Origin of the sequence: Paraperibacillus marinus (assembly GCF_046237605.1) — a bacterium.
GTDB classification, from domain to species: domain Bacteria; phylum Bacillota; class Bacilli; order Bacillales; family DSM-1321; genus Paraperibacillus; species Paraperibacillus marinus.
Genome location: NZ_CP143542.1, coordinates 2,199,457 through 2,226,213 on the forward strand (window position 1 = coordinate 2,199,457; position 26,757 = coordinate 2,226,213).

Annotated in this window: 32 protein-coding genes; 4 read left to right on the top strand and 28 right to left on the bottom strand. The window is 42.7% G+C overall.

Going from position 1 to position 26,757, the window contains the following annotated elements; all coding sequences use genetic code 11:
* Positions 1 to 98: 98 nt before the first annotated feature.
* From parC to V1498_RS11220, 3 genes are all read right to left on the bottom strand, one after another.
* Complete coding sequence (gene parC / locus V1498_RS11210) at positions 99 to 2,537, bottom strand: DNA topoisomerase IV subunit A (protein ID WP_409299064.1); 2,439 nt, start codon at positions 2,535 to 2,537, stop codon at positions 99 to 101.
* A 2-nt stretch (positions 2,538 to 2,539) separates the two neighbouring features.
* The gene (gene parE / locus V1498_RS11215; protein WP_409299065.1) at positions 2,540 to 4,513 is read right to left on the bottom strand and encodes a DNA topoisomerase IV subunit B; all 1,974 of its coding nucleotides are present in this window, start codon (positions 4,511 to 4,513) and stop codon (positions 2,540 to 2,542) included.
* A 434-nt stretch (positions 4,514 to 4,947) separates the two neighbouring features.
* Positions 4,948 to 5,364, bottom strand: a complete 417-nt coding sequence (locus V1498_RS11220) for a CoA-binding protein (protein WP_409293684.1) — start codon at positions 5,362 to 5,364, stop codon at positions 4,948 to 4,950.
* Between the two features lie 163 nt (positions 5,365 to 5,527).
* Between V1498_RS11220 and plsY the strand changes: the two genes are divergently transcribed.
* The 3 genes from plsY (at position 5,528) to V1498_RS11235 (ending at position 7,977) form a co-directional block, all read left to right on the top strand.
* Complete coding sequence (gene plsY / locus V1498_RS11225) at positions 5,528 to 6,118, top strand: glycerol-3-phosphate 1-O-acyltransferase PlsY (RefSeq protein WP_409293686.1); 591 nt, start codon at positions 5,528 to 5,530, stop codon at positions 6,116 to 6,118.
* A gap of 307 nt (positions 6,119 to 6,425) precedes the next feature.
* Positions 6,426 to 7,571 (top strand): CapA family protein, encoded by a 1,146-nt coding sequence (locus V1498_RS11230; RefSeq protein ID WP_409293688.1) that lies wholly within the window; start codon positions 6,426 to 6,428, stop codon positions 7,569 to 7,571.
* A 115-nt stretch (positions 7,572 to 7,686) separates the two neighbouring features.
* Positions 7,687 to 7,977 (top strand): HesB/YadR/YfhF family protein, encoded by a 291-nt coding sequence (locus V1498_RS11235; protein ID WP_409293690.1) that lies wholly within the window; start codon positions 7,687 to 7,689, stop codon positions 7,975 to 7,977.
* 168 nt (positions 7,978 to 8,145) lie between these two features.
* Here the strand turns inward: V1498_RS11235 and V1498_RS11240 are convergent, their stop codons facing one another.
* The gene (locus V1498_RS11240; protein ID WP_409293691.1) at positions 8,146 to 8,475 is read right to left on the bottom strand and encodes a PadR family transcriptional regulator; all 330 of its coding nucleotides are present in this window, start codon (positions 8,473 to 8,475) and stop codon (positions 8,146 to 8,148) included.
* Between the two features lie 948 nt (positions 8,476 to 9,423).
* On the opposite strand from V1498_RS11240, the gene V1498_RS11245 reads away from it, so the two are divergent.
* Positions 9,424 to 10,311: an alpha/beta fold hydrolase gene (locus V1498_RS11245; RefSeq protein ID WP_409293693.1), complete on the top strand. Its 888-nt coding sequence runs from the start codon at positions 9,424 to 9,426 to the stop codon at positions 10,309 to 10,311.
* 155 nt (positions 10,312 to 10,466) lie between these two features.
* On the opposite strand, the gene gvpU is transcribed toward V1498_RS11245, so the two are convergent.
* The 24 genes from gvpU to V1498_RS11365 all read right to left on the bottom strand — a co-directional run bounded on the left by gvpU (position 10,467) and on the right by V1498_RS11365 (position 26,714).
* Positions 10,467 to 10,856, bottom strand: coding sequence for a gas vesicle accessory protein GvpU (gene gvpU, locus V1498_RS11250; RefSeq protein ID WP_409293694.1), 390 nt, complete (start codon positions 10,854 to 10,856; stop codon positions 10,467 to 10,469).
* 2 nt (positions 10,857 to 10,858) lie between these two features.
* Positions 10,859 to 13,465, bottom strand: coding sequence for a GvpT/GvpP family gas vesicle accessory protein (gene gvpT, locus V1498_RS11255; protein WP_409293695.1), 2,607 nt, complete (start codon positions 13,463 to 13,465; stop codon positions 10,859 to 10,861).
* A gap of 74 nt (positions 13,466 to 13,539) precedes the next feature.
* A complete protein-coding gene (gene gvpT / locus V1498_RS11260; RefSeq protein ID WP_409293697.1) occupies positions 13,540 to 14,058 on the bottom strand; it encodes a GvpT/GvpP family gas vesicle accessory protein in 519 nt (172 codons plus the stop codon).
* Positions 14,059 to 14,072: 14 nt separating this feature from the next.
* On the bottom strand, positions 14,073 to 14,405 hold the full coding sequence (locus V1498_RS11265) for a gas vesicle protein (RefSeq protein WP_409293699.1): 333 nt from the start codon (positions 14,403 to 14,405) through the stop codon (positions 14,073 to 14,075).
* Between the two features lie 26 nt (positions 14,406 to 14,431).
* Positions 14,432 to 14,716, bottom strand: a complete 285-nt coding sequence (locus tag V1498_RS11270; RefSeq protein WP_409293701.1) for a gas vesicle protein K — start codon at positions 14,714 to 14,716, stop codon at positions 14,432 to 14,434.
* Positions 14,688 to 14,960: a gas vesicle protein gene (locus tag V1498_RS11275; protein WP_409293702.1), complete on the bottom strand. Its 273-nt coding sequence runs from the start codon at positions 14,958 to 14,960 to the stop codon at positions 14,688 to 14,690. Before V1498_RS11275 ends, V1498_RS11270 begins: the two co-directional genes overlap by 29 nt.
* Before the next feature lie 36 nt (positions 14,961 to 14,996).
* Positions 14,997 to 15,803: a GvpL/GvpF family gas vesicle protein gene (locus V1498_RS11280; protein ID WP_409293704.1), complete on the bottom strand. Its 807-nt coding sequence runs from the start codon at positions 15,801 to 15,803 to the stop codon at positions 14,997 to 14,999.
* A 2-nt stretch (positions 15,804 to 15,805) separates the two neighbouring features.
* The gene (locus V1498_RS11285) at positions 15,806 to 16,066 is read right to left on the bottom strand and encodes a gas vesicle protein GvpG (RefSeq protein ID WP_409293706.1); all 261 of its coding nucleotides are present in this window, start codon (positions 16,064 to 16,066) and stop codon (positions 15,806 to 15,808) included.
* The gene (locus V1498_RS11290; RefSeq protein ID WP_409293707.1) at positions 16,066 to 16,833 is read right to left on the bottom strand and encodes a GvpL/GvpF family gas vesicle protein; all 768 of its coding nucleotides are present in this window, start codon (positions 16,831 to 16,833) and stop codon (positions 16,066 to 16,068) included. Before V1498_RS11290 ends, V1498_RS11285 begins: the two co-directional genes overlap by 1 nt.
* 15 nt (positions 16,834 to 16,848) lie before the next feature.
* On the bottom strand, positions 16,849 to 17,769 hold the full coding sequence (gene gvpN / locus V1498_RS11295) for a gas vesicle protein GvpN (protein ID WP_409293708.1): 921 nt from the start codon (positions 17,767 to 17,769) through the stop codon (positions 16,849 to 16,851).
* 23 nt (positions 17,770 to 17,792) lie between these two features.
* Complete coding sequence (gene gvpO, locus V1498_RS11300; protein WP_409293097.1) at positions 17,793 to 18,059, bottom strand: gas vesicle protein GvpO; 267 nt, start codon at positions 18,057 to 18,059, stop codon at positions 17,793 to 17,795.
* A 58-nt stretch (positions 18,060 to 18,117) separates the two neighbouring features.
* Positions 18,118 to 18,381, bottom strand: a complete 264-nt coding sequence (gene gvpJ / locus V1498_RS11305) for a gas vesicle protein GvpJ (RefSeq protein WP_409293709.1) — start codon at positions 18,379 to 18,381, stop codon at positions 18,118 to 18,120.
* Positions 18,382 to 18,398: 17 nt separating this feature from the next.
* Entirely contained in the window at positions 18,399 to 18,836 is a 438-nt protein-coding gene (gene gvpQ, locus V1498_RS11310; RefSeq protein WP_409293711.1) for a gas vesicle protein GvpQ, read from the bottom strand.
* 41 nt (positions 18,837 to 18,877) lie between these two features.
* Entirely contained in the window at positions 18,878 to 19,411 is a 534-nt protein-coding gene (gene gvpT, locus V1498_RS11315; RefSeq protein WP_409293713.1) for a GvpT/GvpP family gas vesicle accessory protein, read from the bottom strand.
* A 225-nt stretch (positions 19,412 to 19,636) separates the two neighbouring features.
* Complete coding sequence (gvpA, locus tag V1498_RS11320) at positions 19,637 to 19,897, bottom strand: gas vesicle structural protein GvpA (RefSeq protein WP_409293715.1); 261 nt, start codon at positions 19,895 to 19,897, stop codon at positions 19,637 to 19,639.
* Between the two features lie 547 nt (positions 19,898 to 20,444).
* Complete coding sequence (locus tag V1498_RS11325; RefSeq protein WP_409293717.1) at positions 20,445 to 20,750, bottom strand: hypothetical protein; 306 nt, start codon at positions 20,748 to 20,750, stop codon at positions 20,445 to 20,447.
* 33 nt (positions 20,751 to 20,783) lie between these two features.
* On the bottom strand, positions 20,784 to 21,209 hold the full coding sequence (locus V1498_RS11330) for an acyl-CoA thioesterase (RefSeq protein ID WP_409293718.1): 426 nt from the start codon (positions 21,207 to 21,209) through the stop codon (positions 20,784 to 20,786).
* Complete coding sequence (locus V1498_RS11335) at positions 21,206 to 23,566, bottom strand: AAA family ATPase (RefSeq protein WP_409293719.1); 2,361 nt, start codon at positions 23,564 to 23,566, stop codon at positions 21,206 to 21,208. The genes V1498_RS11330 and V1498_RS11335 overlap by 4 nt, the downstream gene beginning before the upstream one ends.
* 124 nt (positions 23,567 to 23,690) lie before the next feature.
* The gene (gene tlp / locus V1498_RS11340) at positions 23,691 to 23,921 is read right to left on the bottom strand and encodes a small acid-soluble spore protein Tlp (protein WP_409293720.1); all 231 of its coding nucleotides are present in this window, start codon (positions 23,919 to 23,921) and stop codon (positions 23,691 to 23,693) included.
* 25 nt (positions 23,922 to 23,946) lie between these two features.
* On the bottom strand, positions 23,947 to 24,090 hold the full coding sequence (locus V1498_RS11345; protein WP_409293721.1) for a hypothetical protein: 144 nt from the start codon (positions 24,088 to 24,090) through the stop codon (positions 23,947 to 23,949).
* A 79-nt stretch (positions 24,091 to 24,169) separates the two neighbouring features.
* A complete protein-coding gene (locus V1498_RS11350; protein WP_409293087.1) occupies positions 24,170 to 24,313 on the bottom strand; it encodes an acid-soluble spore protein N in 144 nt (47 codons plus the stop codon).
* A 73-nt stretch (positions 24,314 to 24,386) separates the two neighbouring features.
* Positions 24,387 to 24,518, bottom strand: a complete 132-nt coding sequence (locus tag V1498_RS11355) for an FbpB family small basic protein (RefSeq protein WP_409293723.1) — start codon at positions 24,516 to 24,518, stop codon at positions 24,387 to 24,389.
* A 74-nt stretch (positions 24,519 to 24,592) separates the two neighbouring features.
* Positions 24,593 to 25,327 (bottom strand): class I SAM-dependent methyltransferase, encoded by a 735-nt coding sequence (locus tag V1498_RS11360; protein WP_409293724.1) that lies wholly within the window; start codon positions 25,325 to 25,327, stop codon positions 24,593 to 24,595.
* A gap of 877 nt (positions 25,328 to 26,204) precedes the next feature.
* Positions 26,205 to 26,714 carry a peroxiredoxin family protein gene (locus V1498_RS11365; RefSeq protein ID WP_409293725.1) on the bottom strand — a complete coding sequence of 170 codons (510 nt, stop codon included), beginning with the start codon at positions 26,712 to 26,714 and terminating at the stop codon, positions 26,205 to 26,207.
* Positions 26,715 to 26,757: the final 43 nt, after the last annotated feature.

Below are 26,757 nucleotides of genomic sequence, written 5' to 3' on the forward strand. Positions count from 1 at the left end.
GGCCTTCCTTCTATACCAACCCTGTAAAAGTATTTTTCTTACATTTTCAGCTGAATAGCCCTCACAAGAAAAAACCCGGCAGCCGCCGGGTTTTACTTTTAAGATTCTGGATTTTCGGCTGCAGCTTCTGACCATATTTCAATGACTTTTCCATTTTCAGCTTCATCTACTAAAAATGATCCATTGGTATAGCGGTCACTGAATCGAATGGAGGAAACAGGCGTTTTTTCAATCTGCCCCTTTTGTGTCAGCAGAACAAGAACCGTTTGATTGACAGCCGGTATGGCTCCGATGACCCGGTGAGGATGGGATTTCAGCTCCCTGAGCATGACAAGGCCCCGCTTTGCCCGGGAGGATCTTTCAAACTCCTTGAGTTTCATCCGCTTAACAGCTCCCCGCTGGGTCGCGATGACGATACTCTCCGTGCTATCCCCGCTTAACAGGATGGCTGATGTGACGAAATCTCCTTCCTTCAGGCTGATTCCCTTCACACCTGCGGCACGGGCACCCACCGGACTGACTTCATCTTCCCCGAACCAGAGAGCATATCCGTAATGGGTGGCAAGGAACACATCACTATGCCCAGCTGTCAGGTGAATATCGACGACTTCATCATCGCCCTTAAGATTGATGGCTACAAGAGGCTTGGAATAGCGCTGGGCTTTATATAAGGCAAGTTCTGTTTTCTTGGCCATCCCATTTTTCGTAAAGAACAAGAGATGCTGCGGCTGGTCAAAGTCCTTGATCGGAATGGCCTTCACAATGTGTTCTTCGCGGCTGATCGGAACCAGGCTGGCAATATGCTGGCCGACATCCTTCCAGCGGATATCCGGAAGCTGGTGGACAGGACAATATAGATAACTTCCTTTGTTGGTGAATACCAGAAGTACATCCGTCGTATTCATTTCAAATTGGCACAGCAGCCTGTCCGCATCCTTCATGCCGTAATCCTGGCCGCCTGACGCAGAATAAGAGCGCAGGCTGGTCCTTTTGATATAGCCTTCTTTGGTTATCGTAACCATGACATCCTCGCTTGCGACAAGGACTTCTAGATTGATCTTGATTTCTTCGATTTCATCTTCGATTCTGCTTCTTCTAGTATCATTATATTTCTTATGAACTTCCTTCAGTTCCTTTTTCATGACAGAGAAAAGCTTTTTCTCGTTCTCAAGGATGGCCCTTAATTCCTTGATCTTCTTTTCAAGCTCATCAGCTTCCTGCTGGAGGGCTGTGATGTCTGTATTGGTCAACCGGTAAAGCTGGAGGGAGACGATGGCTTCTGCCTGGGGCTCCGTGAAGCCGAAAGCTGCCATCAGGTTCTCCTTGGCATCTTTCTTATCTTTGGATGCGCGGATAGCGGCGATGACTTCGTCCAGGATGGACAGTGCCCTCATCAGACCCTGTACGATATGCTCCCGGTCCTGTGCCTTGGCAAGCTCAAATCTAGAGCGGTTCACGATCACTTCCTTCCGGTGATCGATATACGCATCAAGAAGCTGAGGCAGACTCATCAAGGTCGGCCTCTTTTTATGGATGGCGACCATATTCAGGTTGTAGGTGACCTGAAGGTCCGAGTTCTTATAAAGATACTTTAGAACTCCGTCTGCATCCGCTTCCTTTTTCAGCTCTATGACAATCCGGAGTCCGGTCCTGTCTGTTTCGTCCCGCACCTCGGAAATGCCTTCCACTTTCCGGTCAAGCCTGAATTCATCGATCTTGCGGACAAGATTCGCCTTGTTCACTTCAAATGGAATCTCAGTCACAACAATCTGCTGCTTGCCCCCGCGGACACTTTCAATTTCAGCCTGGCCGCGGATGATGATTTTCCCTTTTCCGGTTTCATATGCTTTTTTAATGCCGTCTTTTCCCTGGATGATTCCCCCTGTAGGGAAATCCGGTCCTTTTATGACCGTCATTAATTCATCGACGGTGCTCTCGGGGTGATCGATCCGCATGATGGCTGCGTCAATCACTTCCCCCAGCTGATGAGGAGGGATTTCTGTGGCATAGCCTGCAGAGATACCGGTAGATCCATTTACCAGCAGATTGGGATAGGTTGCCGGCAGAACCACCGGTTCCTTTGCCGTATCATCAAAGTTCGGAATAAAATCGACTGTCTTTTTGTCTATATCTCGGAGCAGTTCCCCGGCAATGGCCGAGATTCTTGCCTCGGTATAACGCATGGCAGCCGGAGGATCGCCGTCCAGGCTCCCGTTGTTTCCGTGCATTTCAATGAGCAGCTTCCTGAGTTTCCAGTCCTGGCTCATCCTTACCATGGCTTCATAAACGGAGCTGTCACCGTGGGGATGATAATTACCGATAACATTCCCCACCGTCTTGGCTGATTTCCTGAAGCCTTTATCATGGGTATTGCCTTCCTCATGCATGGCGAACAGGATCCTCCGCTGTACCGGCTTCAATCCATCCCTGGCATCAGGGAGAGCCCGGTCCTGGATGATATATTTACTATAGCGTCCAAACCGGTCTCCAATTACATCTTCGAGCGGGAGGTCACGAAATTTTTCTACTGATGACATTTTTATTGGACCTCCTCTTCCACGTGGATATTTTCGTTTTCAAGTATATTCGTCTCATCTTCAAGGCTGAAGGCTACGTTGGATTCAATCCATTTCCTGCGGGGCTCGACCTTATCGCCCATCAGGGTAGTCACCCTGCGCTCAGCGCGTGCGATATCATCGATTTTGACCCTGATGAGTGTCCGTGTTTCCGGATTCATGGTTGTCTCCCACAGCTGATCGGCATTCATCTCGCCTAGCCCTTTATAGCGCTGGATGATATAGCCCCTGCCTACCTTTTTCATGGCACCCTGCAATTCCTCATCGCTCCAGGCGTATTCCACGACTTCCTTCTTTCCGGATCCTTTTGATACCTTATAGAGCGGAGGCAGTGCGATATAGACCTTCCCATGCTCAATCAGCTGCTTCATATAGCGGTAGAAGAAGGTTAGCAGAAGTACCTGGATATGCGCACCGTCCGTATCTGCATCTGTCATGATTACCACTTTGTCATAGTTGATGTCTTCGACGCTGAATTCTGGTCCGACTCCACCACCAATGGCGTGGATGATCGTATTGATTTCCTCATTTTTGAATATATCTGCAAGCTTAGCCTTTTCGGTGTTGATTACCTTGCCCCGAAGCGGCAGGACTGCCTGAAATTTACGGTCTCGTCCCTGCTTGGCGGAACCTCCCGCCGAATCCCCCTCAACCAGATAAATTTCGTTTCTGGCCGGATTCCTGGACTGAGCGGGAGTCAGCTTCCCAGACAGCATTGCATCGGACTTTTTCCGTTTTTTCCCGCTGCGTGCTTCCTCCCTGGCCTTTCTTGCAGCTTCCCTTGCCTGATAAGCCTTGATTGACTTTTTGATGAGCAGGGAACTGATATCCGGATTCTCCGCAAGGAAATAAGCAAGATGCTCAGAAACCATGGCATCCACGCTTGACCGGGCTTCACTTGTACCAAGCTTACTCTTGGTCTGTCCTTCGAACTGTAGCAGTTCTTCCGGGATCCTCACAGATACAATGGCAGACAAGCCTTCCCGAATGTCTGAGCCTTCCAGGTTTTTGTCCTTTTCCTTTAAGAGGCCGGATTTTCTGGCATATTCATTGAACACCCGCGTCATTGCAGTTTTTGCACCTATTTCATGGGTGCCGCCATCCTTCGTTCTTACATTGTTGACAAAACTCAGGATGGATTCGGAATACCCGTCATTGAATTGGAAGGCAAAATCCACCTCTATGCTGTTCTGTTCCCCTTCAAAGCTCACTACTTTGTGAAGCGGATCCTTTTCCTCATTAATATATTCGACAAATGCCTCTATTCCTGTTTCAAACTGGAACACTTCCCGCAGGCGGTCCCGTTCATCAACTATTTCAATTTTCATTCCTTTAAGAAGGAAAGCGGATTCCCTGAGTCTTTCGCATAATGTTTCATAATTGAAAACGGTTGTCGAGAATATGGAGGAATCGGGCTTGAAGAAGATGGTTGTTCCGGTCTGGTTGGTCTTCCCAATTTTCTCAAGAGTCGTCTCCGGCTTGCCGCCGTTAACGAAGCGCTGCTGATAAACAAATCCATCCCTTTTAATCGTGACAGTAAGCCATTCAGAGAGGGCATTAACCACAGAAGCTCCAACACCATGCAGCCCTCCGCTCGTCTTATAGCCGCCCTGTCCAAATTTTCCGCCTGCATGCAGCACGGTAAGGATGATCTCAGGAGTCGGCTTACCAAGCTTGTGCATGCCAACCGGCATGCCTCGTCCTTTATCTTCGACCGATATGGAATTATCCTTGTGGATTTTGACAATAATGTGGCTGCCATAGCCAGCCAGCGCCTCATCCACAGAATTATCGACTATTTCATAAACCAGGTGATGAAGCCCTCTGTAGTCAGTGCTGCCAATATACATACCGGGGCGCTTCCTTACAGCTTCCAGGCCTTCCAGCACCTGGATGGCATCATCGTTGTATTCTATTGGTTTTACATTCTTTGACACTTAAAATCCCCTTTCTATACGTGCGAAAGCCGTTCTCACGGGCAAGAAGCTTATATCTTTATTTAAAAGCTTCTGCCTAAGCAGGTACCTTAATTATAGCCCATTCATAAAGAAAGAACAAACGTTCTCTTTTAATTGGGCGATCTTGAATTCACGGCTTTTTAAAAAAGCCTGTCCCTTTTATTTTAGCTGTTATCCGCTGATTAGCAAATATCCCTAAAATATTTAAGGATAAAGAAAATTATTTATGTAATGATCCTGCCTGCTGTCCTGCTCGTGTTTATTCTCCTTGAACTTAACCCCGGTAAGTATATCATTTTTTCTTTCCAATACAAAGGGAGCATCAGAGATGCTCCCTTTTCTGCTTGATATGAATACATCCGCCGGACGGGGCATCCCGCCGCGGTCAGCAAGTAAAAAGCGGTGCCAGCGGACTATCTGGTCATCGCATGCTCTACTTTGATGCATCTGTCCATTATGACAACTGCCCCTTTTTCCTTTAAAAATTGGTAAGCTTCTTCATTATAGAGCCCCAGCTGAGCCCAGAATACGTCCGCATTGGCCTCGGCAAATTCTTTGGCTGCATCCAGCAGGAATTCCGAGCGCCTGAATACATTCACAATATCTATATGCCCGTCAATCTCACTCAAGGACCGTACAGGGTGGACACCGAGGATCGGCGACTTCGCTTCCGGATTGACTGGTATGATTTCATAGCCTGCATTCTGCATGGCTTCTGAGACCATATACGAAGTTTTATTCGGATTCTCCGACAGCCCGATCACAGCAATCCTCTTTGCTTTTTTTAAAATGTTCCTGATTTCTTCCCTCGAAGGATTTTCCATGCTCATTCACTCCTTATAATTGCTGGTCTATCTAACAATATGTAATTCCCTGAAATCCCCCGGCCTAATCTCATGACTTCCTCCTAAAATTTATTGTGAAACAAATCATGGATTTTTACTGAACTCATGGTAAAATAAATTACACAAATAGCAGAAAGGGTTATCTGAAATGACGATTGTAGTTTTGGCATTGGCTTACCTTATAGGATCGATCCCTTCAGGCTTGATCATAGGAAAGCTTTTTTATAAAACGGATATCAGGCAGCATGGCAGCGGCAATCTCGGAGGCACCAATACCTTCAGGATCCTCGGTAAGAAAGCGGGCATCATTGTGACCCTGATGGATATACTCAAAGGAACGCTTGCTGTGGTCCTTCCCCATTTATTGGGCGTGGACATCCACCCCTTAATAGCCGGCGTATTTGCCGTAATCGGCCATATGTATCCATTGTTTGCAGGCTTTAAGGGCGGCAAAGCTGTAGCAACTTCCGGCGGGTTGATCCTCGGATATGTTCCAATTATGTTCGTACTTGTGCTGGCGATATTTTTAATCTGCCTTTACATAACCAAATATGTATCACTTTCTTCTATATTAACAGCAGTCGGCGCTCTCATTTATACCCTGGTCATCTGGGACATTCCCCTCATCATCGTCATATCGGTTCTCACGATTTTCATCCTATACCGTCATAGGGCGAATCTTGTCAGGATCAAAAATGGTACAGAGCCAAAAGTGAAATGGCTGACAAAGAGTCAATAAAACATGGGTTCCCGAATATGGGAATCCATGTTTTTTTCTGTGAAAAAGGGGCGGGGCTCCATGTATCATAAGGCTTCTGGCAGCTTGGAGTGTCCATCATTTATTTGGATGGCATTCCCGCCTGCGTTTTAATCCGCTCCACCACCCCATTGTGTTTGTTCCTGCTCTTGACCGAGGTTGCGAGTAGAAAACTCATGTTTTATTTGCTCATTGGCTGAAACGAAAATTATAAGATGCCATCTATATATTTGCTTTGTTTTTTCATATAATAATAAAAATACATTCTGTGAAAAACAGGAGAACCACGATGAAAAAGATATATGTTAAAGGAACTGCAGTCTGCGCTGCCCTTACCCTGATCCTCACTGCCGCCTTATATACAACAGGACGCCGCACACAACCCATGGAAGTCAAGAGAGATCCCGCTTCCATGCACTTGAGGGCAAGCCACCTTACAGACAAGAAGACTAAGACCCTGGCAGTTATCGGTGCTGTCGGGGATATTCTCCTCCATGATGTGGTGTATGAGGATGCATGCCGCCAAAACCGGTGCCAGTTTGACCAGATGTTCTCAGGCGTCAAATCTTACATGCAGAATCCAGATTTGCTGATTGCAAACCAGGAATCCATGATCGGAGGCAAAGAACTTGGCCTGTCCTCTTACCCTTCGTTCAACAGTCCTTATGAAATAGCGGATACACTGAAAAGGATGGGAGTGGACCTGGTCACGATATCTAATAACCACTCGATGGATCATGGCGAAAAAGCGCTGCAAAGGGCCATTGCCCATTATGAAGACATCAACATGCCCTATACAGGCGCCTATAAGGATAAAAAAGACAGCGAAAAACTGAGAATCAACACAAAAAAAGGGATTTCCTTCGGATTCCTTTCATACACCTATGGCTTAAATGGGAATCCCCTGCCCCCTGGAAAACCATATATGGTAAATCTCTTTTCTATTGATCAGGTATTGACGGATATACGCAAGGCAAGGACTAAAGTGGATGCAGTTGTTGTCAGTACGCACTGGGGCAGCGAGTATGAAAGACTTCCGACGGATGATCAGAAGAAATGGGCCAAAATGATGGCTGAGGCTGGTGCTGATATCATAATCGGCCATCACCCGCATGTTTTGCAGCCGATAGAATGGATTGAACATGGAGATCGGCGCAGCCTTGTGGTTTACTCATTAGGCAATTTTTTATCCGGGCAAATGAGGGACTTTAAGGATATTGGAGGAGTACTTGCAGTCACAGTTGGTAAAGAGACCACAGCTGAAGGTGCCCGGGTCTCGATAGATTCATACCAGTTTACCCCTACCTTTACCATGAGCAGCAACAGGAAAGGGTTTCGAATTATTCCTCTAATGGAAGCAGGGGAAATGGGACTGTTGAGAAAAAAGGAGAGCTATACAGAAACGATGGCGCATATGTCACGCTGGGTTAAATAAAAATAAAGTGTTCAAGGGGCGCCCTTCTGGTTAACATAAGGCTTGATATTCGATTTTCCACCCCTTTTCATCTATACTGACTATAGTGTTATACTTGCGGGAAGGAGTACATTTCATGCAAATTAAAATCAGCGATGAAGCTTTAAAATGGTACACAGAAGAAATGGATCTGAAAAAAGGCGACTTTGTCCGTTTTCTAGCCCGATATGGAGGCTGCAGTACGGTTCAGAGCGGATTCTCCCTAGGGATCTCCAAGGATGATCCGATCAATCCGGGAGCTTCCGTCCAGAAAAATGATATTACTTTCTTTATAGAAGAAAGTGATTTGTGGTATTTTGACAATCATGACCTTGAAGTTACTTATAATGAAAAGTTTGAGGAGCCGGAACTTCTTTACAATAATTGATTGTTTAACAGGCAGCAAATCGCTGCCTGTTTTTTTATGTAAAGAATGAAAAAACAGCAAACTTTATGCTGTTGCAGCATTTGGATATCGCAGCTTTTGCTGGTATCCTGCAATAACAACTACGAAAAGTGCATTTTAAGGAATTTTTGTTTTGCTGTTTTTAAAAATCTATTCTGTATAAAACAGCAGTTTTATCAGCTCGCTCTGAAATACGCTCCATTCTTTTTTCTGTCTGTTAAGCTCAGCTTTTCCTGCTGTGGATAACTTATAATATTTCCGCTGCGGCCCCTCCTTGGAAACAGCCGAATAACTTTCTATAAATCCTTTTTCCTCGAGCTTCTTCAATAACGGATACAAAGTACCCTCCTTTAACGTAATATAGCCTTCACTGGCCCTGTTTACCTTGGAGCTCAATTCGTATCCATACATGTCCTTCACATCCAGAAACGTGAGAACGATCATTTCTGTTATCCCTTTAACCAGTTCTGTTTTCCTCATAAATTCCTCCTATCCACAGCTACATCGGGTTCAGATATACTTGTTGATAATAGTTATCCACAACTACATCGGAATCATATATAGCTATCTTATCAAAGAATCCATGTAAAGTTGAGAGATAATCATGCTAGTGTGTATATAAAAATCTTAAAATGCATTCCTCATTTTCATAAGTCCCCCACCTTACACCTCAATGTGCCTCCAGGATTTTTACTGCAGGGTCTCCCCTGTCCGGCTCTCCAAGAAAAGTGGAGAATGTTGCCTGCTGAATTTATTGGTGTTAAGTTCACTTTCGCACCAGTCGCTCGCCAATGAGCAAGTTTTCTATGTTTCAGCCTGGAAATGAGTTTTTTTACTAAAAGTGATGAAGATAATCTTTCTTAGCCGGCTTGGCTTATGACTCGAGAGTCGGAAGCCTTGGAGCTGGAGCTGAATCAGGAGTCTAGCGCCTGAAGCGGAAGTACACTTCCTAATGATTTAATCTTCTTACAAGATTTATCAGTAGCTACACTCTTTTGGAAGAGATCTTTTTTTCAATGGGAAGACTTTCAAAAGCTCATTCCTTCTGGGCCTCAAATTACTTTAGATTCTCCAGATCCCCATCCCCTACTGGTCCAAAAATACTAACGGACCTTACCTTCTGAGATAGAGGCACCGATATAAGCTGAATCATGAGCTGGATGACGACCTTCCCTGGGAGAATAGGATTACACTCATAATTTTTTTCAGGAAACAGCAGCACCGCACTTCTCTCCTTAAAAGACTTGCAGGGAAGTTAACTAAGAAGGATTACTGAAATTACTATTAAAAAAGTGTTTATCGACTGTCTTATATCAGGAAGAAAATAATTGTTAGGCAGTCATTTACTAGAGTATATTTGAATTATGCATGAAATAATCTGGACAACTAACAGGGGTAGCTTTGCTTTTACAAGAAAGGAAGATTTTAATGGGTAATTGGGTACGAAACTTACTTCAAACATCACGTGGTGTATTTGAAATATTTATTAAAGGTGAAGGAGACCCACTTTGTGTTACCCATCATTATTCAGTATTTAATCTGACAGGCGACTATTTTGCGGAGACATTTACAAAAACAAACAAAGTATATTTGATAAATTTAAGAGAAGCAGGTAATTCAGAGAAAGCCGTAGAACCATATCAACTAAGCTTCTTGGAGACCATATTTGACATAGAAGCTATTCGAGAAGAATTGGGTTTAGATAAATGGGGATTTGCCGGGCATTCAACTGGAGGTATGTTAGGTATTATCTATGCAATATACTTTTCAAAATCACTAAAATTTACTGTGATTGTCGGAGCTGCCTCAAGAGAATATATGACGTTCTCAAAAGATTGTATTTTTAATCCTAAACACTCTAAATTTAACAGAATGCAAGAACTAATTGAAACCTTGAAACGTTCAGATATATCACCCCAAAAAAGACAAGAGCTAATAGCTGAAAGAACAAAACTATCTTTATTCAATCCTGAAAAATATGACGAGCTTTTTAATAAAAACATTAGTAAAGGGATGTCTGCGATTCGTATGAATTTTTTTAACCGGGAATTGCAGATTTTTGATGTAACAAAAAAGCTGGAGTGTATATCAACCCCTACTTTAATCATTTGCGGTAGAAATGATGTTCAGTGCCCCGTAATATACTCTATTGAAATGGAGGAGGGAATACCTAATTCTAAATTAGTGATCTTTGAGAAAAGTAATCATTACCCTTTCTTAGAAGAAGCTGAACAATTTACTGAAGTATATAATTCTTTTATAATGGAAAACTTTACAAATTTTGTTACCGGGCCTGTTAGTCGAAAACAGCTTTAAATAAAATAAAATTACTTTGCATGCAGAGACCCGATAAAGTAGCCCAGTTCCATTTATGCGGTAGCGAAAGAAGACTCTCTGTTTGGCGACAGACTGAAATAAAAGCAATTGCCAGCTCCCCCACTGACAATTGCTTTTATTTGCTGTTTTTTGTACTATGAATCTTTTTCACTGCTATCATAAATTTTCCCTAAAAAGAATCCGTCGATTTCAGCTAATTTACCACGCCAGAGTATTTTTCCTTTGGAAGGAGTTGGTTTGCTGTCGCCACAGTAAACTTTTGATTCCTTCATATGGATAAAGTTCGCCTCAGAATTGTCATTCTGGGATGATTCACCGGCCTGTGCCATCTGCTCGCTGATCGCCTGGGCGATTTCATTTCCATCTTCAAACGTTTCGCTCAGCGAACTGAAATACTCCTTAGCTGAAATCATTGTGCCAGTAATTACTGCACCTTTGACATTTAAGGTTATATCCAGTTCAAAATCATGCTTATTTGCGGCCTGGACTAAAAATTCCAGAATACTGTCCTTTGTACTGCTCATCGTCAAGTCTCCTTTCGTAACTTATTTAGAAGAAGATAAGTTTCTTCATCGGCAGAGACTACGGAATGGTCATTTTCATTCATGTCCATGAGTTTGGGTGTCGCTTCCACATTATAAGGTTCATTTTTGCTCTTACCAGCTTTACTTTTTTTCTTACTGGACTTATTTTGATTTTTTACATTGTTATTTTTTTTTGAGTTTTTTTTTTCTTGATTTTTACTTGCTCCATCCGAATTACCTTGATTCTCATCTTCAGAATCTGCCGACTCTTTTTCATCTTCATCTTGATCAGTTTCAGTGTTTTCATCCTGATTATTCATATCCTGATTGGTTACAGACTCTCCGCCTTTGTTAGAGCCTTTTGTAGAATCTCCAGCATCGGCATTTTGATTGTCAGCTTCTTTATTCTCATTATTATTATCTTGATTGTCTGTGCCGTTTTCTTGCTTTTTACCTTCATCTGTTTCTTCAGTTTCATCAGGTTTTTCATCACTGGAATCTTTATTTTGATCCTCGTTTTTTACATCGCTTTCTGTTGATTCACTGTCAGTACCGTCTTCCTGCTCTTTACTTTCCTTCTTATCTTCTGAGTCATCTGAGCTTTCTTCACTTGAATATTGATTTTGATCTTTGTTTTTTACGTCACTTTCAGTTTTTTCACTGTCTGTACCATCTTCTTGTTCTTTTTCTTCGACTTTGTTCTTAGAGCTATCCGTGTTTTCTTCGCTTTTTGGTTTATCGCTGTCTGAACCCTCTTCTTGCTCTTTATCTGTGTTTTCTGATGTTTCTTCACTATCTTCTGAGTCTTGATTCCCGCTGTCGTCTTGACTGATCTGACCGCTGTCTCCAGAGATTTCAGTTCTTACACCTGCATCTTCTGTTTTACTGCCCTCTGATTCACTTGTGCTGTCATTATTTTGGCTGCCTTGCTTATTTTCATCAATGCCTTTGTCTTCCTTTTTTTCACTGGATGAGTTTTCATCCTGGTCCTGGCCTTGTTCAGTATCTGTATTTGGTTCGCTGTCATGCTGTTCTTTACCATTGCCAAAGTCTGTCAATGCAGTCTGGTTTTGATTTTCGCTGTCATTTGTTTGTTCATTGTCTTCTGTTTGTTCGCTGTCATCAGTTTGTTTATTGCCTTCTGTCTGTTCACTGTCACCTGTTTGTTCATTGTCTTCTGGTTGTTCTCTGTCTGCTGATTGTTCGCTGCCATCTGTTTGCTCATTATCTTCTGTTTGTTCGCTGTCTGCTAAACCATTTGATGATTCGCTTTGTTTCTGTTCCTCTGAATTTTCGTCACTATCAGATCCTTCTTTATTTTGATCTTCTGACTTGTCTTCATCAGCTGTTAAATTTTTTTTTTGAGATTCCTGTGAATCTTCATTTTGATCCGTATCAGATGTTTCTTCCTGACCCTGGCCCTTTTTTTCCAGCATGGCGGAAAGAAGTCCTTCTATCTTGCCTAAACGGTCTTGGAGATTTTTATTTTCTTCTTTTAGTGACTCGTACTCTTGATTGCCTGACTGCTGGGAATTATCGGCGACGTCTGACTGTCCGTCTTGATTGCTGTCAGAATCCGCGCTGTTTTCGCTTTGCTCCTGTGATGATTTCGTTTCGGAACTTTTCCCGCTTTCTGGACTTTTTGATTCAGATTGATCCTCACTGCTTTCAGTATCTTCTTCTGAAGTTTCTCCCTGATTGAAATCGTCATTTTGTCCTTCAGGCGTTGATGCTTCATTATTTGGGTTATTCTCATCTTCCTGGGGCTGAGATTCTTCACTTTCTCGGTCTTTTCCAGTTACTGACTGATCGTCCTTGGATTGTGAACCGTCTTTATCGTTTCCTACAGGCTGAGATTTTGAACCCTCGGATCCCTCTGGTTTGGATTGTGAATTCTCACTGCTGTCCTGGGATTCAGATCCGCTGTTGCCAAGTGAGGATTTAAGGTATGATCCAGAGTCTTGTTCCTCTGAATCCTGCTCATTATTCCCCTGAGGAATAGGACTGTCTTCTTTGCCTTCTTGTGCACTCTTTTCTTGATCTGAGGTATTTGAAGGCTGTTCACTATCGTTTGAAGATTCATTATTCTTTTGCCCCAATTTCTGTTGAAGGAGCTTGGAAAGCATTTCTTCTAACGAATCAAGCCGCTTATTTACGTCTTCCTTACTTGTCTCATTGGCTGCACTTGCTGAATCATTCGATTGCCCCTTAGCGGCTCCATCTTCAGCTTCTTCTTTCCTGGATTCTCCACTGCCTTTATGGAACAGTTTAGAGGCCGAGTTTTTCACAGATTCTAAGCCTTTTTTCGATGTTTCCTTCACAGCCTGTCCTATATCAGATCCTTTGCTGGATAGCTTCTCGCCATCAAACACTTCTTTAAGCTTTTTCCCGGTTTCCGGAGATGCCGCATAGCCGACTGCAGCCCCGATCAAGCCGCCTGCCAGCGAACGAATTAGCTGGCTGTTATTTGAGCCCTGCTTTTTTGTATCCTCAGTCTGCTTGTCATTTTTTGCTTCATCTGTCTGATTTTGATTATTCTTTGTTTCTTCTGTCTGATTTTCTTCATTCATTAATTCTTCTGTCTGGTTATTCTTTGTTTCTTCTGCCATGTTAAAAATCCCTCCAAATAGTAGATATACATCATTTATGTTTTTTTGCCTCATTCAATAAATTAATGAATCTATCAGCCTTCAGAAAGCTGCGCGAGCATCTTTTCCAGGCGGTCCAGACGGTCATTTATCTTATCATTGCTTTGATCATTGGTCTTTGCATTGGCCTTATCATTGCTGTGATCATTGGTCTTATCATTTTCTTTCTTTGATGATTGTTCGGAATTTGGATTAGTGTGATCCTTCATACCGGATTGCAGGCTTGTTTCATTATCAGAACTGTCTTCCTGTTGGTTTGAATATCCGTCGATAGGAACATTTTCTTTTTTATGAAACAGCTTGGCGGTTGAGTTCATAACTGAAGCTGCCGCTTTTTTTGACTTGTCCTTCACCGCTTTGCCAAGACCGGCACCTGAACTCTTTAGTTTTTCTCCACTCTTGATTTCCATCAGTTTTTTGGCATTCTCTGGAGTAGCCAAATAGCCGACAGCTGCTCCAATCACTCCTCCGGCAAGAGTTCGTTTTAAAGCATTTCCTTCTTCGTTCTTTTCGTTCGTTTTCTTTTCTTGGTTTTCTTTATTTGTCTTTTCCAAAATTAAAACTCCTATCAATAATTAATTTCTGGCGATTTTAATCGGTTTGAAGCCATGTTTTTTTCCAGGGCCTCCAGTCTTTCCTGAAGCCTTTTGTTTTCTTGTATAAGTTCATTATTGTTGCTGTCGGCAGCCTTGGAAGATAGGTATGGATCTGTTTCCCACCAATCCATGCCTATTTCCTTAGCCTTATCTATAGAGGCGACAATAAGGCGTATTTTTATCGTCAATAGTTCAACGTCCGCAATGCCTACAGTGATGTCACCGGCAATGACCACACCTTTGTCCAGAATCTTTTCCAGGACATCTACAATCGAGCTGGATTGTACATTATGTTCAACTGCCATTTTTGATTCCACCTTCTTTGTTTTAGTTACAGCAAACTTCCCAAAGGACCAAGATCAATGTTTAAGTCTTCAGCATCAAGACCGAAAATTTCTTTTAATTCTTCCATTTTTTCTTCCAGATTCATAAGGGCTACCCCTAAGTCCTCAATTTGTTCATCTGTCAGGGTCCCGCCCTCGACCCGCCTGATGGCGTGCCTTTCCACAATCTGTCTGAGCAGCTCTATAACCGTTAAAACCAGCTGCGCCAGTCCATGTTCTGCATTGTCCGGATCGAGATTGATTTTACCATTTGCTTGGCTGGCCGGTTGCATCGATCAACTCCTCCCTCTGTCTATCGAATTGTTCGGATGATATCGTTTTGCGAGTTCCATTCTGGGCTTGGACCAGTGATTCTACGGAAGCAATCAAAAGTCTCAAATCTAAATACACCAGATCGACACCCGCAATGGAAATCACTAAATCTGCTTTTAAGGCGACACCCTTATCCAGAATGACATCCAATATATCAATTAAACCGATATCCTTGTTTTCTATGGTTTCTCTTATGGAAGACATATCATTTATTCCTCACTTTTCAGTATGAAAGGCGCTTTATGAAAAACTGGAAAAATGGTAGGCCGGCCAAGGGCCTGACGCTTCAAAGTGCCAGCCTTTTTCCTTCATGTCCTTTTCATACTCCTGAATTTGATGCAGGAACTCTTCTACCCCGGATACCGGAATAAGATAGACGCTATTCCAGGTCATATTCTCTTTCCGGCCAGTCACGTCCTTGTTCCAGGTTCTTTTGATATTCCCTTTAAGAGTGAATGTTTGGAGATGTTCATGAATCTTTTCGCTGACTTTATTTTTTTCTTCTTCCAGTTCAGCTTCAATCAGCTTATCAAGCTTTTTCTTTTCGAAAAATTGCTTTCCCTTAGGCAGCTGATTAATTTCTTCCCTTTTGGTTTCTATCGTTGTATTATTTTTACTTACTTCTTCTTTTAAGAGTTTGTCATCGCTGTAGATTTTGAGATTCCACTCTTCATTCCCTGTTAGCAGTTCCAGAGTATCCACCATTTTAGACTCATTGGTCTGTACAGCCTGTACCAAGCTTCCCTGGTTTTTATACAGCGTACAGAACTTCAGGGGAATGATGGTGTACTCCTTTGACAGCTTTAAAACTGTTTCATGATGGTGGAATGCTTTCTCCTGAAGCCATTCCATGTCATTATTTGTTTTGTCCTTGATATTTTCTTCCGAATACTCGACCGGATCGAGGCTGGAGACAACTGCTGTAATACTGCCTGCCGGGATGGAATATATCTCTTCATTTCCATCAAATCCCTTTAATGCCGGCAGCGGCTGCTGCTCTATTTCACCTGCCGGAACGAGTCCGTATAAATAAATGAGACGTTCCATGACTATTGTCCTTTCTTCTTGGTCATCTCTTCCCATTGTTCCATTTCCAAGCGTTTGGCGACTTCATAGCGCAAGAGAAGCTCTTCCTCTTTTGCGAGATAAGCCTCTTCCGGTATTTCTTCAAGCTCAAACATCATCTGGAGCTGAATCAGCTTCTGCTGGATTGTAGGAAGGTCATACAGCTCTTTATCTGCTTCTTCTTTTACCTTTTGTCCAATCTTTATGACAAGGTTAATAGGAGCCGATACCAGTTTATGAATCATTAATCATCCTCTACCTTCAGCCGGATATTGATGAAATTATAGGCCGGCCATGGCCCGCTGTAATTAAACTCGGCCTTATCCTTCCAGTTCTCATAAAGATCATTAATTTTCTTATCAAATTCAGCTTCTTTGTTTTTATCTACCAGGAAAGCGGAATTCAGGAGCATTTTCTCGCTGATCGGATCATTCGCCTTTGACGCTTCAGCTAATTCAGATAACGGATTAAATACTTCCCGCTGTATTTCTTGCTGTAATGAAGTGATCAGCTTCTGGGCTGCCCCGCCTATTTCTATTCGTTCATAATAACTGGCTGCTTCGGATTTACCTTGTACCGCCTTAGCCATCTTATCAATTTTTGAGTCTTGGGCCACGAGTGATTCAAGCCATTCCTTTTTGCCAATGACTTTCAGTCCAAGCTCAACCTTGCCTTTTATTTCTGGGAAAAGTTTTTTAAATTGTGGATATAAATTTTCGAGCAGCACGTTTACATCTGCCTTCGATTTGAAGATATTGCCGAAGCTTACCGGGATGACTGTGTCATTCTTTTTCATAACATTTGAAACAGCATTTTGGTGCATCATCAGATTGTTCTTATTGGGATGATAAATTTTCATAGGAAACTCGGCGGCAACCATGGCAGAATCTTTATACCTTATGGTGAAAAGCTCCTTTTTTTCTCCATCCAATTCTATTTCTCCAAATTCCTCATCTTTGTCAGTCTGTATTCCACAGAATATATAAATGCCCATTGACTCTTCTTGACTCATTGCAAAACTCTCCTTTTAGTTCTCATTGACCTTAACGTTTTGACAAGCCTCCAGGATTAACTCTTCTGCTTTTGCAAGTGGTTCATCTACCTCTAAACACCTGCTCACCTGGTGGCCCAGCACATCGATGCATAAGCGCTGAAAGGTTTTGTTCCGGCCGTCTACCTCAACATCTCCTTCAGCTGCCAATCTGGCAATCATCAGTGATGCCCGGAGACTCGGACCGTTGTCTCCTTTACAATTGCTTCGAAGTTCGGCAACGAGTGCAGTGATCGCTTTGGCCTGATTTACGGGAATATCGACCTTGTCTGTTACGATAGCTGCCTCACGGTCCTGGTCTTTATGATTGATATAGATGGTAATAAGCCTATCCAGCAGAGCATCCTGTGTCTGGTAAACACCTGCATACTCTTCAGGGTTGCTCGTGAAGATGACAGAAAACTCGGGATGAACACGCACAAAAGGTTCTGTCATCTTGGTACCGTACAGAGGAAGAATTCCTTCCTCTAATATGGATAAAAAGATATTATTTGTGGTTGGCTGCGAACGGGTAAACTCATCATAAATGAGTGTGTAGCCATTTTTCACAGCCTCGAGCAGGCGCCCGTCCCTCCAGGTCTCAGTTACACTTTCATCTTTTTTATAAACAGAACGAATATAGTTATCCACGACTTTCTTACTTGTATATCCGGTAAAATCGCCTATTAAATCCTTGTTGTTCAATTCATGGTTTCCGTGTATCAGCATGACCTGCCTTTTTCTTTTTTTGGCTAAGGCCAGAGCCAGTGATGTCTTTCCTGCTCCAGATGGACCCGTAAAATGTACCGGGTAGCCAGCCTTTAAATACAGCAGTGAGCGGGAAAGCAAATCTTCTGTCTGCTCATCCTTGGAAATAGCATGCGAATTTCTGGTAGCTACTTTTTTTAAAACAGTCACACTTTTTCCTCCCGATTCAAGTCCTATGCTTCATATTTAATGGAGCTTCTATAACGGATATCCCGTCTTTTATAGGAGATGACTTCTTTATCCTGGTTCAGATGAACATCATAAACACCAAGCATTTCATCTTTTGCATACTTTTTCATATACTCTTTTTCTTCAATGACTTCGACTGTCAGCTTCCAGCCATTGTTATCATCTGCTTCCACAGAAGTGATTTTATGGACCGGAGCCACGAATTCATTAAAGAACTCCATAACATTTCCAATTATTTTTTTGATTTCCATATTGGCCTCCTGCTAATGAATGCAGGCCAGGGGTAAACCCTGGCTTTGCATTCTGCTTCTAGATACTAAACCGGGCTGCACTTCTTTCATTTGTTTGAGCCGGAAGTCCCTCCTGCTCCACTTCATCCCGGAGCAGTCCGACTGCCTCAGCATATCGGAGCCAGGTATCTACGCTTGCAATAACAACCCGTGCTTCCACTGTCAATATTTCGATTCCCACTACAGAAACCCTTACAAATGCATCAATTACGATCCCTTTATCCAGAATCCTGTCGATTACTTCAGCAAGGCTTGAACTGTCAGTACTTTTCTGAACTGCCATAATTGCATTCTCCTTTCTTAACTATCCTTTTTGATGTTTTCATAGCTTTTAATATTTGTTGCCCCTTTAATGTCCTTGGACGATTTAACATTGCTGATTCCTTTAATATGCTTTATACCCTTGACTTGTTTGTCATCCTTTTTATCGCCGGAAATCTTATCCTGGAAGTTCTCCCCTGCCTCTTTAACTTTTCCGAGTTTATCCCGGACCGTAAGCAGGGCGTCCTGAGTCTTTTCTTCTGCTTCACCGGCTTTATCATGCAGTTTATCCGCGAACTTGTCCCGCGCTTCTGTCATATTTTCGGTGAACTCATGAGCTTTATCCTGGATACTTCCGACAACTTTCTCTTTTGCCTTTTCGACGATGAAGTCCTTGGCTTTGTCCTTTACAGGTTCAGGGGCATGTTCAATGACTTTCTTCGCTGCCTTTGCAGCAGTTTTCTTAAATTTGTCCACTCAAGATCCCCCTTTCGGCAACATGAAAAAAGGACTTCCTATTATTTAGAGCCAGCAAGGTCACTGAGCATTTTTTCTATTCTTTCTAAACGGTCATTCAGATGTTTGTTTTCTTCTTTAATTTCTTCATATTTTTCGCTGTCCTGGCTGGCATTGCCGCCGTCCTTCTGCTTCTTGGGAGAAAGAAGGTTTTCTTCAATTTTGCTTAAATAACCGGATGCCAGCTGTTTTACACTGTTCTGTGCCTGATCAGCCAAAAGCTCCTGGGCCGTTTTTCTAAATTCATCACTTGCAATCTTCATGAATTCAGATTCTCCCAGATTTTTGATTACTTTCTTGCTTGTTTTCGGATTAGCCAGCAGTCCGATTCCAGCTCCAATCACTCCACCGATAAGCGCAAAATTCATAGAAAAATTTGATCCTTCTTTTTTCTGTTCACCCTGCTTATTACCGGTTTCTTGTGACTCTGTGTTTTGGTCCGCACCTGAAGCTCCTGATTCCTGGTTCTCATTTGTGCTTTCGTTTGTTTTGTTTTGATTCTTTACTTCTTCGTTCTTCATTTCTTCGTTCTTCATTTCCTCAATCCATCCCTTTCCTAATTAAATATATCTACTATATCTATTGTCCTTTGTTAAGGTTGTCTTCGCATTACATGGCAGCTTTTGAATAAGGAAGTGGATTTCCGCTGCAGGCACTTCACCTGCGTGAAAGTCTCGCGCCTGCGCTCGAATCCACTTGCTTAATAATTTAGTAATCTTTTAGAACTCAGTAAAACATCACTCTTTAGTAAGGATCCTTGTTTAAAAGCTTAACTGTGCGTTCGATGCTTGTCCTCTATTGCCGAGACCTTCCTCCTGGACTTCATCCCTAAGCAGACCAACAGCTTCTGCATACCGGAGCCATGTATCTACAGAAGCAATGACAACACGCGCTTCCACTGTGAGGATCTCGATTCCAACAAGCGATACTCTAACAAATGCATCAATTACAATACCTTTATCCAGAATTCTATCAATGACTTCTGCCAGGCTTGAACTGTCTGTACTTTTTTGAACACTCATGTTTTAAGTCTCCTCTCTATTCTATTAATTGTATTAAGTGGGGGAGTTGCCTTTTTCGTCAGCTCTTGGCTTTAGTTTTTATATACCTTCACTGAGGAAACACAAACGAGGCAATAGTAACCATTTCATGCTTTATCTAGCATTATTTCAGAATATTACTGCCTGCCAAATGGAGAAATCCGATATCAACAGGGTTTTCCCAACCATTTTATAAAAATGTTACATTTACATTACAAGGTTTAAATGCAAAATAAGCGGCTTAAATGTGTTTTTCTTCCATTCATACTCTTATTTCCCTTGACATTCTAGGATATTTATTCCTATGCTTCAGGTCTCAGCCATCTGCCTGCTATTTTTGATTCTTGCAAAAAGGCCTATTATTTCACTGTTATGGAAATGAAATACAGTAAAAGCAGTAAAGCTTATGGTCTAATTCAGTGTCCATATTCAGCAAATCCCCCTGTAAAAAGCGGATAAAAAAAACCTGTGCAGCAGACTCAAAAAAGGCTGCTGCACAGGTTGAAGTTTTTAGTGCAGGATGTTTTCCCTAATCTCTTTTCTTATTAAGAAGCGGCTCATTTATTCCCTCTGCTTCGAGAATGCGGCGCTGCCGATCACCAAGCAGATCAAAGTGAGGATATCCTTCTTTTCGAATATGAATCCATTCTTTTTTTAACCCATATTGCTCACCCCAGGCTGCCAGCTTATCGATATCACTGCACCCTGCCTTCGTGACGGTAAAACAGTCAGGGAACCTTTCATCGAGCCAGTAGTGGGTTAAAAAGGCAATCTCCCCGGTGTCGATTTTTCGTTTCCACTCTTCAAGATCTCTGCGTTTTATTCCAAATGCCATGCTGGTGTCCTTCCTTCGGGTAAAGAAAAAGTATTACATTTCTTTTTTCTTATGCATTTCATAAGCTTCATGCCAATCAGGGAATGTTCTTCGTACTGAAACCGGGCGGAAGCTGTCCGCCTTAACGCAGACATGTGAGGAATATCCAGTAAGGGCGAGCTCCCCTTCTTCATTCAGGACTTCATATCCGTATGATACTCTGATTCCATCATATTTTTCGATCCACGTTTTGATCGTTGCCGTTTCCGGATATCTTAATGGTTTTTTGTATGAAGCATTTATTTCTGTAACTGGGGATAGAATGCCCGCTTTCTCCATATCGGCATATTTAAAGCCCAATTCCTCTATAAGCTTTGTCCTGCCAATCTCCATCCATATGATGTAGTTGGCGTGATATACCACTCCCATTTGGTCGGTCTCCGCATAGCGGACTTCAATTTTCGTTTCTGTGACCTTCACTGTCTATTCCCTCTTTCTCTCTTTTCCAGTGTTTTAATAAAATCTTCTTTTTTCAGCTGCAGGATGTCGGGAGTGAGTCCTTCCGGTTCAGGCCCCGTCATGATCCGGTAGGCATGCTGCTGAATGGTATCATCAATCAGGTTGGCAGCATACCGGCCGTTGCCTTCCACAATATGATGATTTAAATAATCCCTCAAAAACTCTTTTGCATCCTCTCCCAATTCATACTGAAACGAGCCTGCATAGGATTCAATGATTTCCATCAATTCATCTGGTGAGTAATCCTGAAAATGAATGAATTTTTTAAAACGGGATTTCAGTCCAGGGTTAATGTTCAGGAGGCGATCCATTTCATCAGGGTACCCTGCCAATACAACCACCAGATTTTCATTGTGTTTAGTCATCTCATCAACCAGGGTGTCAATCACTTCTTTTCCAAAGTCACCCTCTGTACTGCTCAAAAGGGAATAAGCTTCATCAATGAACAGGACGCCTCCAAGCGCTTCCCTTATTTTCTTTTTGGTCTTGATGGCAGTCTGGCCTACATATCCAGCTACAAAGTCTGCCCGGCTGGCTGTAATTAAATGGCCTCTTTTCAGCATTCCGCATTCTTTCAGTATTTCAGAATAAAGCTTTGCGACCGTGGTCTTCCCTGTTCCAGGATTTCCAGTGAAAACGGCATGAAGCTGCACGGGCACCACCGGCATTCCGCGTTCCCTTCGCAGCTGCTGGAGCTTCACGAAAGATTCAATCGCACTGATTTCGTCCTTGATGGAAGCAAGACCGATCAAATGATCCAGTTCTCCCTTCGGATCCCTGTTTTGATCATGTTCGGCAGCTGCAAAATCCTGTTTATCAAGAGTAGTGAATTGAAGGAGATTTCCGCTTCCCTTATCGAGCCTGGATCCCTTCTTAAAAATGGCATCCATTACAAGAGCTCGGACAGTCCTTGCATTGCCGAACGTTTCGTCCACCTTTTCCTTCTCGATCCTTCCTGCGAGCTCCGCCTCTGCATCAGGAGCAATGATATAATCATTGTCTTCTGCGGTTTCATGTGCGATTTTCAACAGTTCGTCCAAGGAGTAATCAGGCAGATCGAAATGACTGGAGGAGGGAAATCTGCTTCTGAGCCCGGGATTTGCATTCAAGAACTGCCTCATTTCTTCAGGATATCCGGCCAGGATGACCGAGAACCTGCCGGCATAATCGCCGCTCGTCATCAAGGAAACCAGTGTGTCAATAGCTGTCTGTCCATAGTCATTGCCGGAAGAGTCCGCCCGTTTCAGAGAGTATGCTTCATCAATGAAAAGAACTCCTCCCAGTGCTCTTTCCACCGCCTGCCTCACATTTTCCTCTGTCTGGCCGACAAAAGCGCCCACCAGCTGGGAGCGGTCCGTTTCGATCACTTCTTCTCTTGGCAGCACGCCAAGTTCATTAAAAATCTTGGCAAACAAACGGGCGAGGGTTGTTTTTCCGGTTCCCGGATTTCCAGTGAGCACCATATTGAGACTAAGCTCATCCTTTGAAAGAAACCCCATTTCCTTCCTGTTCTTTTGATAATGAAGGAATTTGTAAAAATCATTTATCCTTCTTTTAATTTCTTTCAGTCCTACTAATTCATTAAGCTCTTTCATGGCACTGTCTGGTACCTTTGCTGCCAGGTCATGTTCAAATAACGCATCCCAGCCAGCCTTTAATTCGATAAATTCATCGAGGCATTTTTTCACATCATTGAAATGTACCGCAGTATGAAAAACACCGGTTATCGATGCTTCATATTCAATGGATGCCTGCAGGAGGCTTGTCACTGCCGTTTCAATTTCAATGGAGAGATCAATCAGCTTACGGTAATGCACTGCCAGGGAGCTGTCCGCCTCTCTGTCCAGATGAAGCTTTGCAGTCTTTAAATCATCAACCGCCTCACCGATGGAATCAAGCATCTTTCTGCAGATTTCAATATATTGATCAGCCTGCTTCTTTTTAGTAGTCCGATTATCAGTCTCTCTGATTAAAGGGAATGAATAACCATCAAAAATGTTTTGATATTGCTTCCACTTTGTTTCTGCCAATAACGCATTGGCACGGGCATTAGCCCGGTTTGCCTTCAAAGCTTCCTTGATCCATTCATTAAAAAGCTTGTCCTCGCCATACTGAGTTTTACGGTTCAGGGCAAGAAGGCTGTAGAGTTCGCTTATCAGCATATTTCTGGTATCTCCGTCCCCCGAATCCAGCTGCACTAAAGCATGAAGGAGATTCAGCACAGCAGATTTGTTCACATTGTAACCGTTCAGCTCTGCTTCTTCCTTAAGGAGTTCCGTCTGTTCCTTTATATCGTTCAAAGAATTTTCTTTTGTCATTATCCTTCACTTCTTCCAGTTTCATAATCAAATATGAAAATGCTTCATCAATAAAAAAGCAACTCCCTGCAGGAGTCACTTTTTTATCTTAGCATATTTTATCCAGTAATAAGAGGAATAAGCATCATGAATAAGAGTTCCTTCTTGCTGCCGCTTCTTCTTTCACTTCTTTCCTCATGGCATCGATAGAATCCTGCCTTTTGCGATTTTTATTATCGATGTTCTGCTGCTCTTCTCCATTCGAAAAAGCTTTGCTTGCTTCTGCCTCGTCCATATTAACTATCGTATTTTCAATCATTTCCTGGAGCTTTTCAACATTATCCCGGCGGTCATCCGGGTTAGTCGCTTTATTCATGAAACCCCTCCTTTCTTATGGATTATTATTTAACAAGAACTAAAAAATAATCAGATGGTTTTTGTGTTCGTAATATTATTATGTTAACTATCACTGTGTAACCTTTTTGGCTTCCAGGTTCTTTTCCAGTCTCTATTAAAATTATGTAATCTTTTGAGCCATCTTCCACCTTCCCTTCATCCTTTCATTTTCCCTGTTAGAGCTAAATAAAGAAAAGGACGTCCCTTAAATTCGGGACATCCTCTTCTTTATTCGCCCTTGGTCTGGATGACCTGCGCATGCTTACCGGATTTATCCTGCATTTTTTTGCCGTTATTTCCGCTGAATCCGCGAGGCTGTGTACCAAGGTGGCTGGGTACATAATGTTTTGAATCTCTTTTTGGATTACTCATTGTGCATCCCTCCTGCCTTTAGCATGCCAGAGCCTTTAACGTTTCATAACCTGACGACGGTGAGAATATATGGTTATTCCGCTTTTTCAAGATGCCTTTTTTCAAGAATTTGTTCAATTCGTTCCATTTCTTTGGCATCCTTTAATAATTCACGCTTGTTTTCTTGGACCAGCTCTTCAAAGGAAAGTTTTTTTCTTCTTTTCATATGTATCACCTTTTCATTCATTTTTAATCATTCTTTCCAAATTAACTAAAAATTATGATAAGGCTTTCAATTTTTTATATTTTTTTGCACGAAAATAGGAGAACGACAGGGATCCGGAGCCTGCGCTCATATTCCTCGTCACTGCTGAAATACTTCCGGTAGGGCATGCCCTCACGCAGATCATTAATCTGGAAACCAGCACGTGTCAAACACCTGTAATATTCCTCTATAGTCCTGTGATGCTTGATAACAATCTCTCCCATCCAAGGTTCTTTTCTTTCTCCCTGGATAAAATAATCATCCACGATCCAGCTGCCGCGCCTCTCTTCCTTTTCTTTGCTGAGAAATGATGAGGTGGTCAGCGGGTGCTGGACACTGAAAACAAAGCGGCCCTTATCCTTCAGTGAATGATGGATCTTTTTAAATAATCCTGAAAGATCTGATATATAATGCAGGGCAAAACGTGAGGCTGCGAGGTCATAGGTATCTGGAGGGAAAGAAAAGGACTCCATGGAAGTATATTTGACGCTGCCATTCAGCCCCAAAAGATTGGTACGGGCTGCCTCAGCCATTTGGGCCGAGCCTTCCACACCTGTGTAGGATTCTGCTCCCTGGAGCAATAATTCGCGTCCGAAGTCTGCATCACCACAGCCAAGATCAAGCACAGCTTCCCCTGATGCACTTCCAATGAGTTCTCTTATGATCGGTGCTTCAATTGCATTATTAGGACTGTCTTTCCGTGTTCTCCTTTTTATGTATGACGAAAAGAACTCTTTTTGGTCATAGGCTTTTGAACCCCTTAATTCCATTGCAATTCCCCACTTCTTTAGTACTGTTTTTGCGAACGTTGTGCTATTGGATAAAAAAGTTTATCTCCGCTGCAGCCAGTGCTTTTAAGCGGGGCGGGCGGTGAGCCTCTCTTTTTCGCCTTCGGGGACTGACCTGTCAGGCTGAAGACCTGACCTGAAGCGGAAGTCAACTTGTTACATAATTAAATCTCGTCAGCCCGAATAAAAAACAAGGTTTTTTAGAAAAAAGCCTGTCGAAAGATTGATCTGGATTATTGTACCATATAGCCGCTTGAATTTTAAGATATATAAGTTGTAAATGGTACTTTCGAACACCCAGGGATCGATATATGCACGGTGGACGGTAAGTCTCAAAATCATTTTCATGTTCAAAGCTCTGCTCTTTGAAAGTAAGCTCGTGATCTGTCTGCATTCATATAAAAAGGTTCTTTTCTAAGAGATCGTTGTTTTGGGATGTGTTCTATAAGGAGATATAATTATTAAGCAAGTGGATTGGAGCGGAAGGCGCGAGACTCCCTTAATCCAGCTTCAAGCTGAGACCCTCGAGTCATAAGCCAAGCCGGCTATGGGAAGAAAGAGCACTTCCCATAGCCGGCTCATCTTATGCTTGACGGGTCTCTGCCTGCCGTAATATTCGCAGCTTTAAACAAGTTATCTGAACATTGTATTATAAATAAGTGTTATTTGGCAGGCACCGCTTTCCGCTTTATAATGCGGGAGCAGCGGGACAAGTGAGACCCCGCAGGCAAAGCCGAGGAGACTCACCTGTCCGCACCTAAGGTCCGCGAGTGCCTGCAGCGGAAAGCCACTTTTGTAAATTCAACAGCCACAATATATGCGAAAACAGCCTATAAAAAAGAGCCCTAGGAAAGGCTCTTTACTCCATCTTTTTCATTTGTTCGGTAAGATCTTCAGCTTTCATTTGCCCGATGATTTTATGGCTGATATGTCCGTTGCTGTCTATAAAGTATGTTGTGGGGATGGATATCACCTTATAAGCGGAATTCACTTTATCTTCTTTATCGAGCAGAACCGGGAAGTTCATGCCCATTTTGGCCGCAAAGCCTTTCACATCTGCCCCTGGATCCATATTAACAGCCAGTATCACTTCATTGTCAGGCATCGTTTCAGCATACTCTTTCATTTCAGGTATTTCTTTTTTGCAGGGCGGACACCAGGTTGCCCAAAAATTGAGAAGCACTTTCTTTCCTTTGTAATCTGAAAGTATCACGGTTTTGCCGTCTAATGTTGAAAGGGTAAAATCAGGTGCAAGATTGCCATCCTCTACTCCCTCGGCTTTTTTCTCTCTATGATTTTCCATTGCTTGTACGATGGCTACAGATAGCAAAAGCATCAGGATCATACCTGTTAATATTTTTTTCAGCATAACGTGCCTCCTGTTAGGTGCTATCATCATTATAGTCAATTTC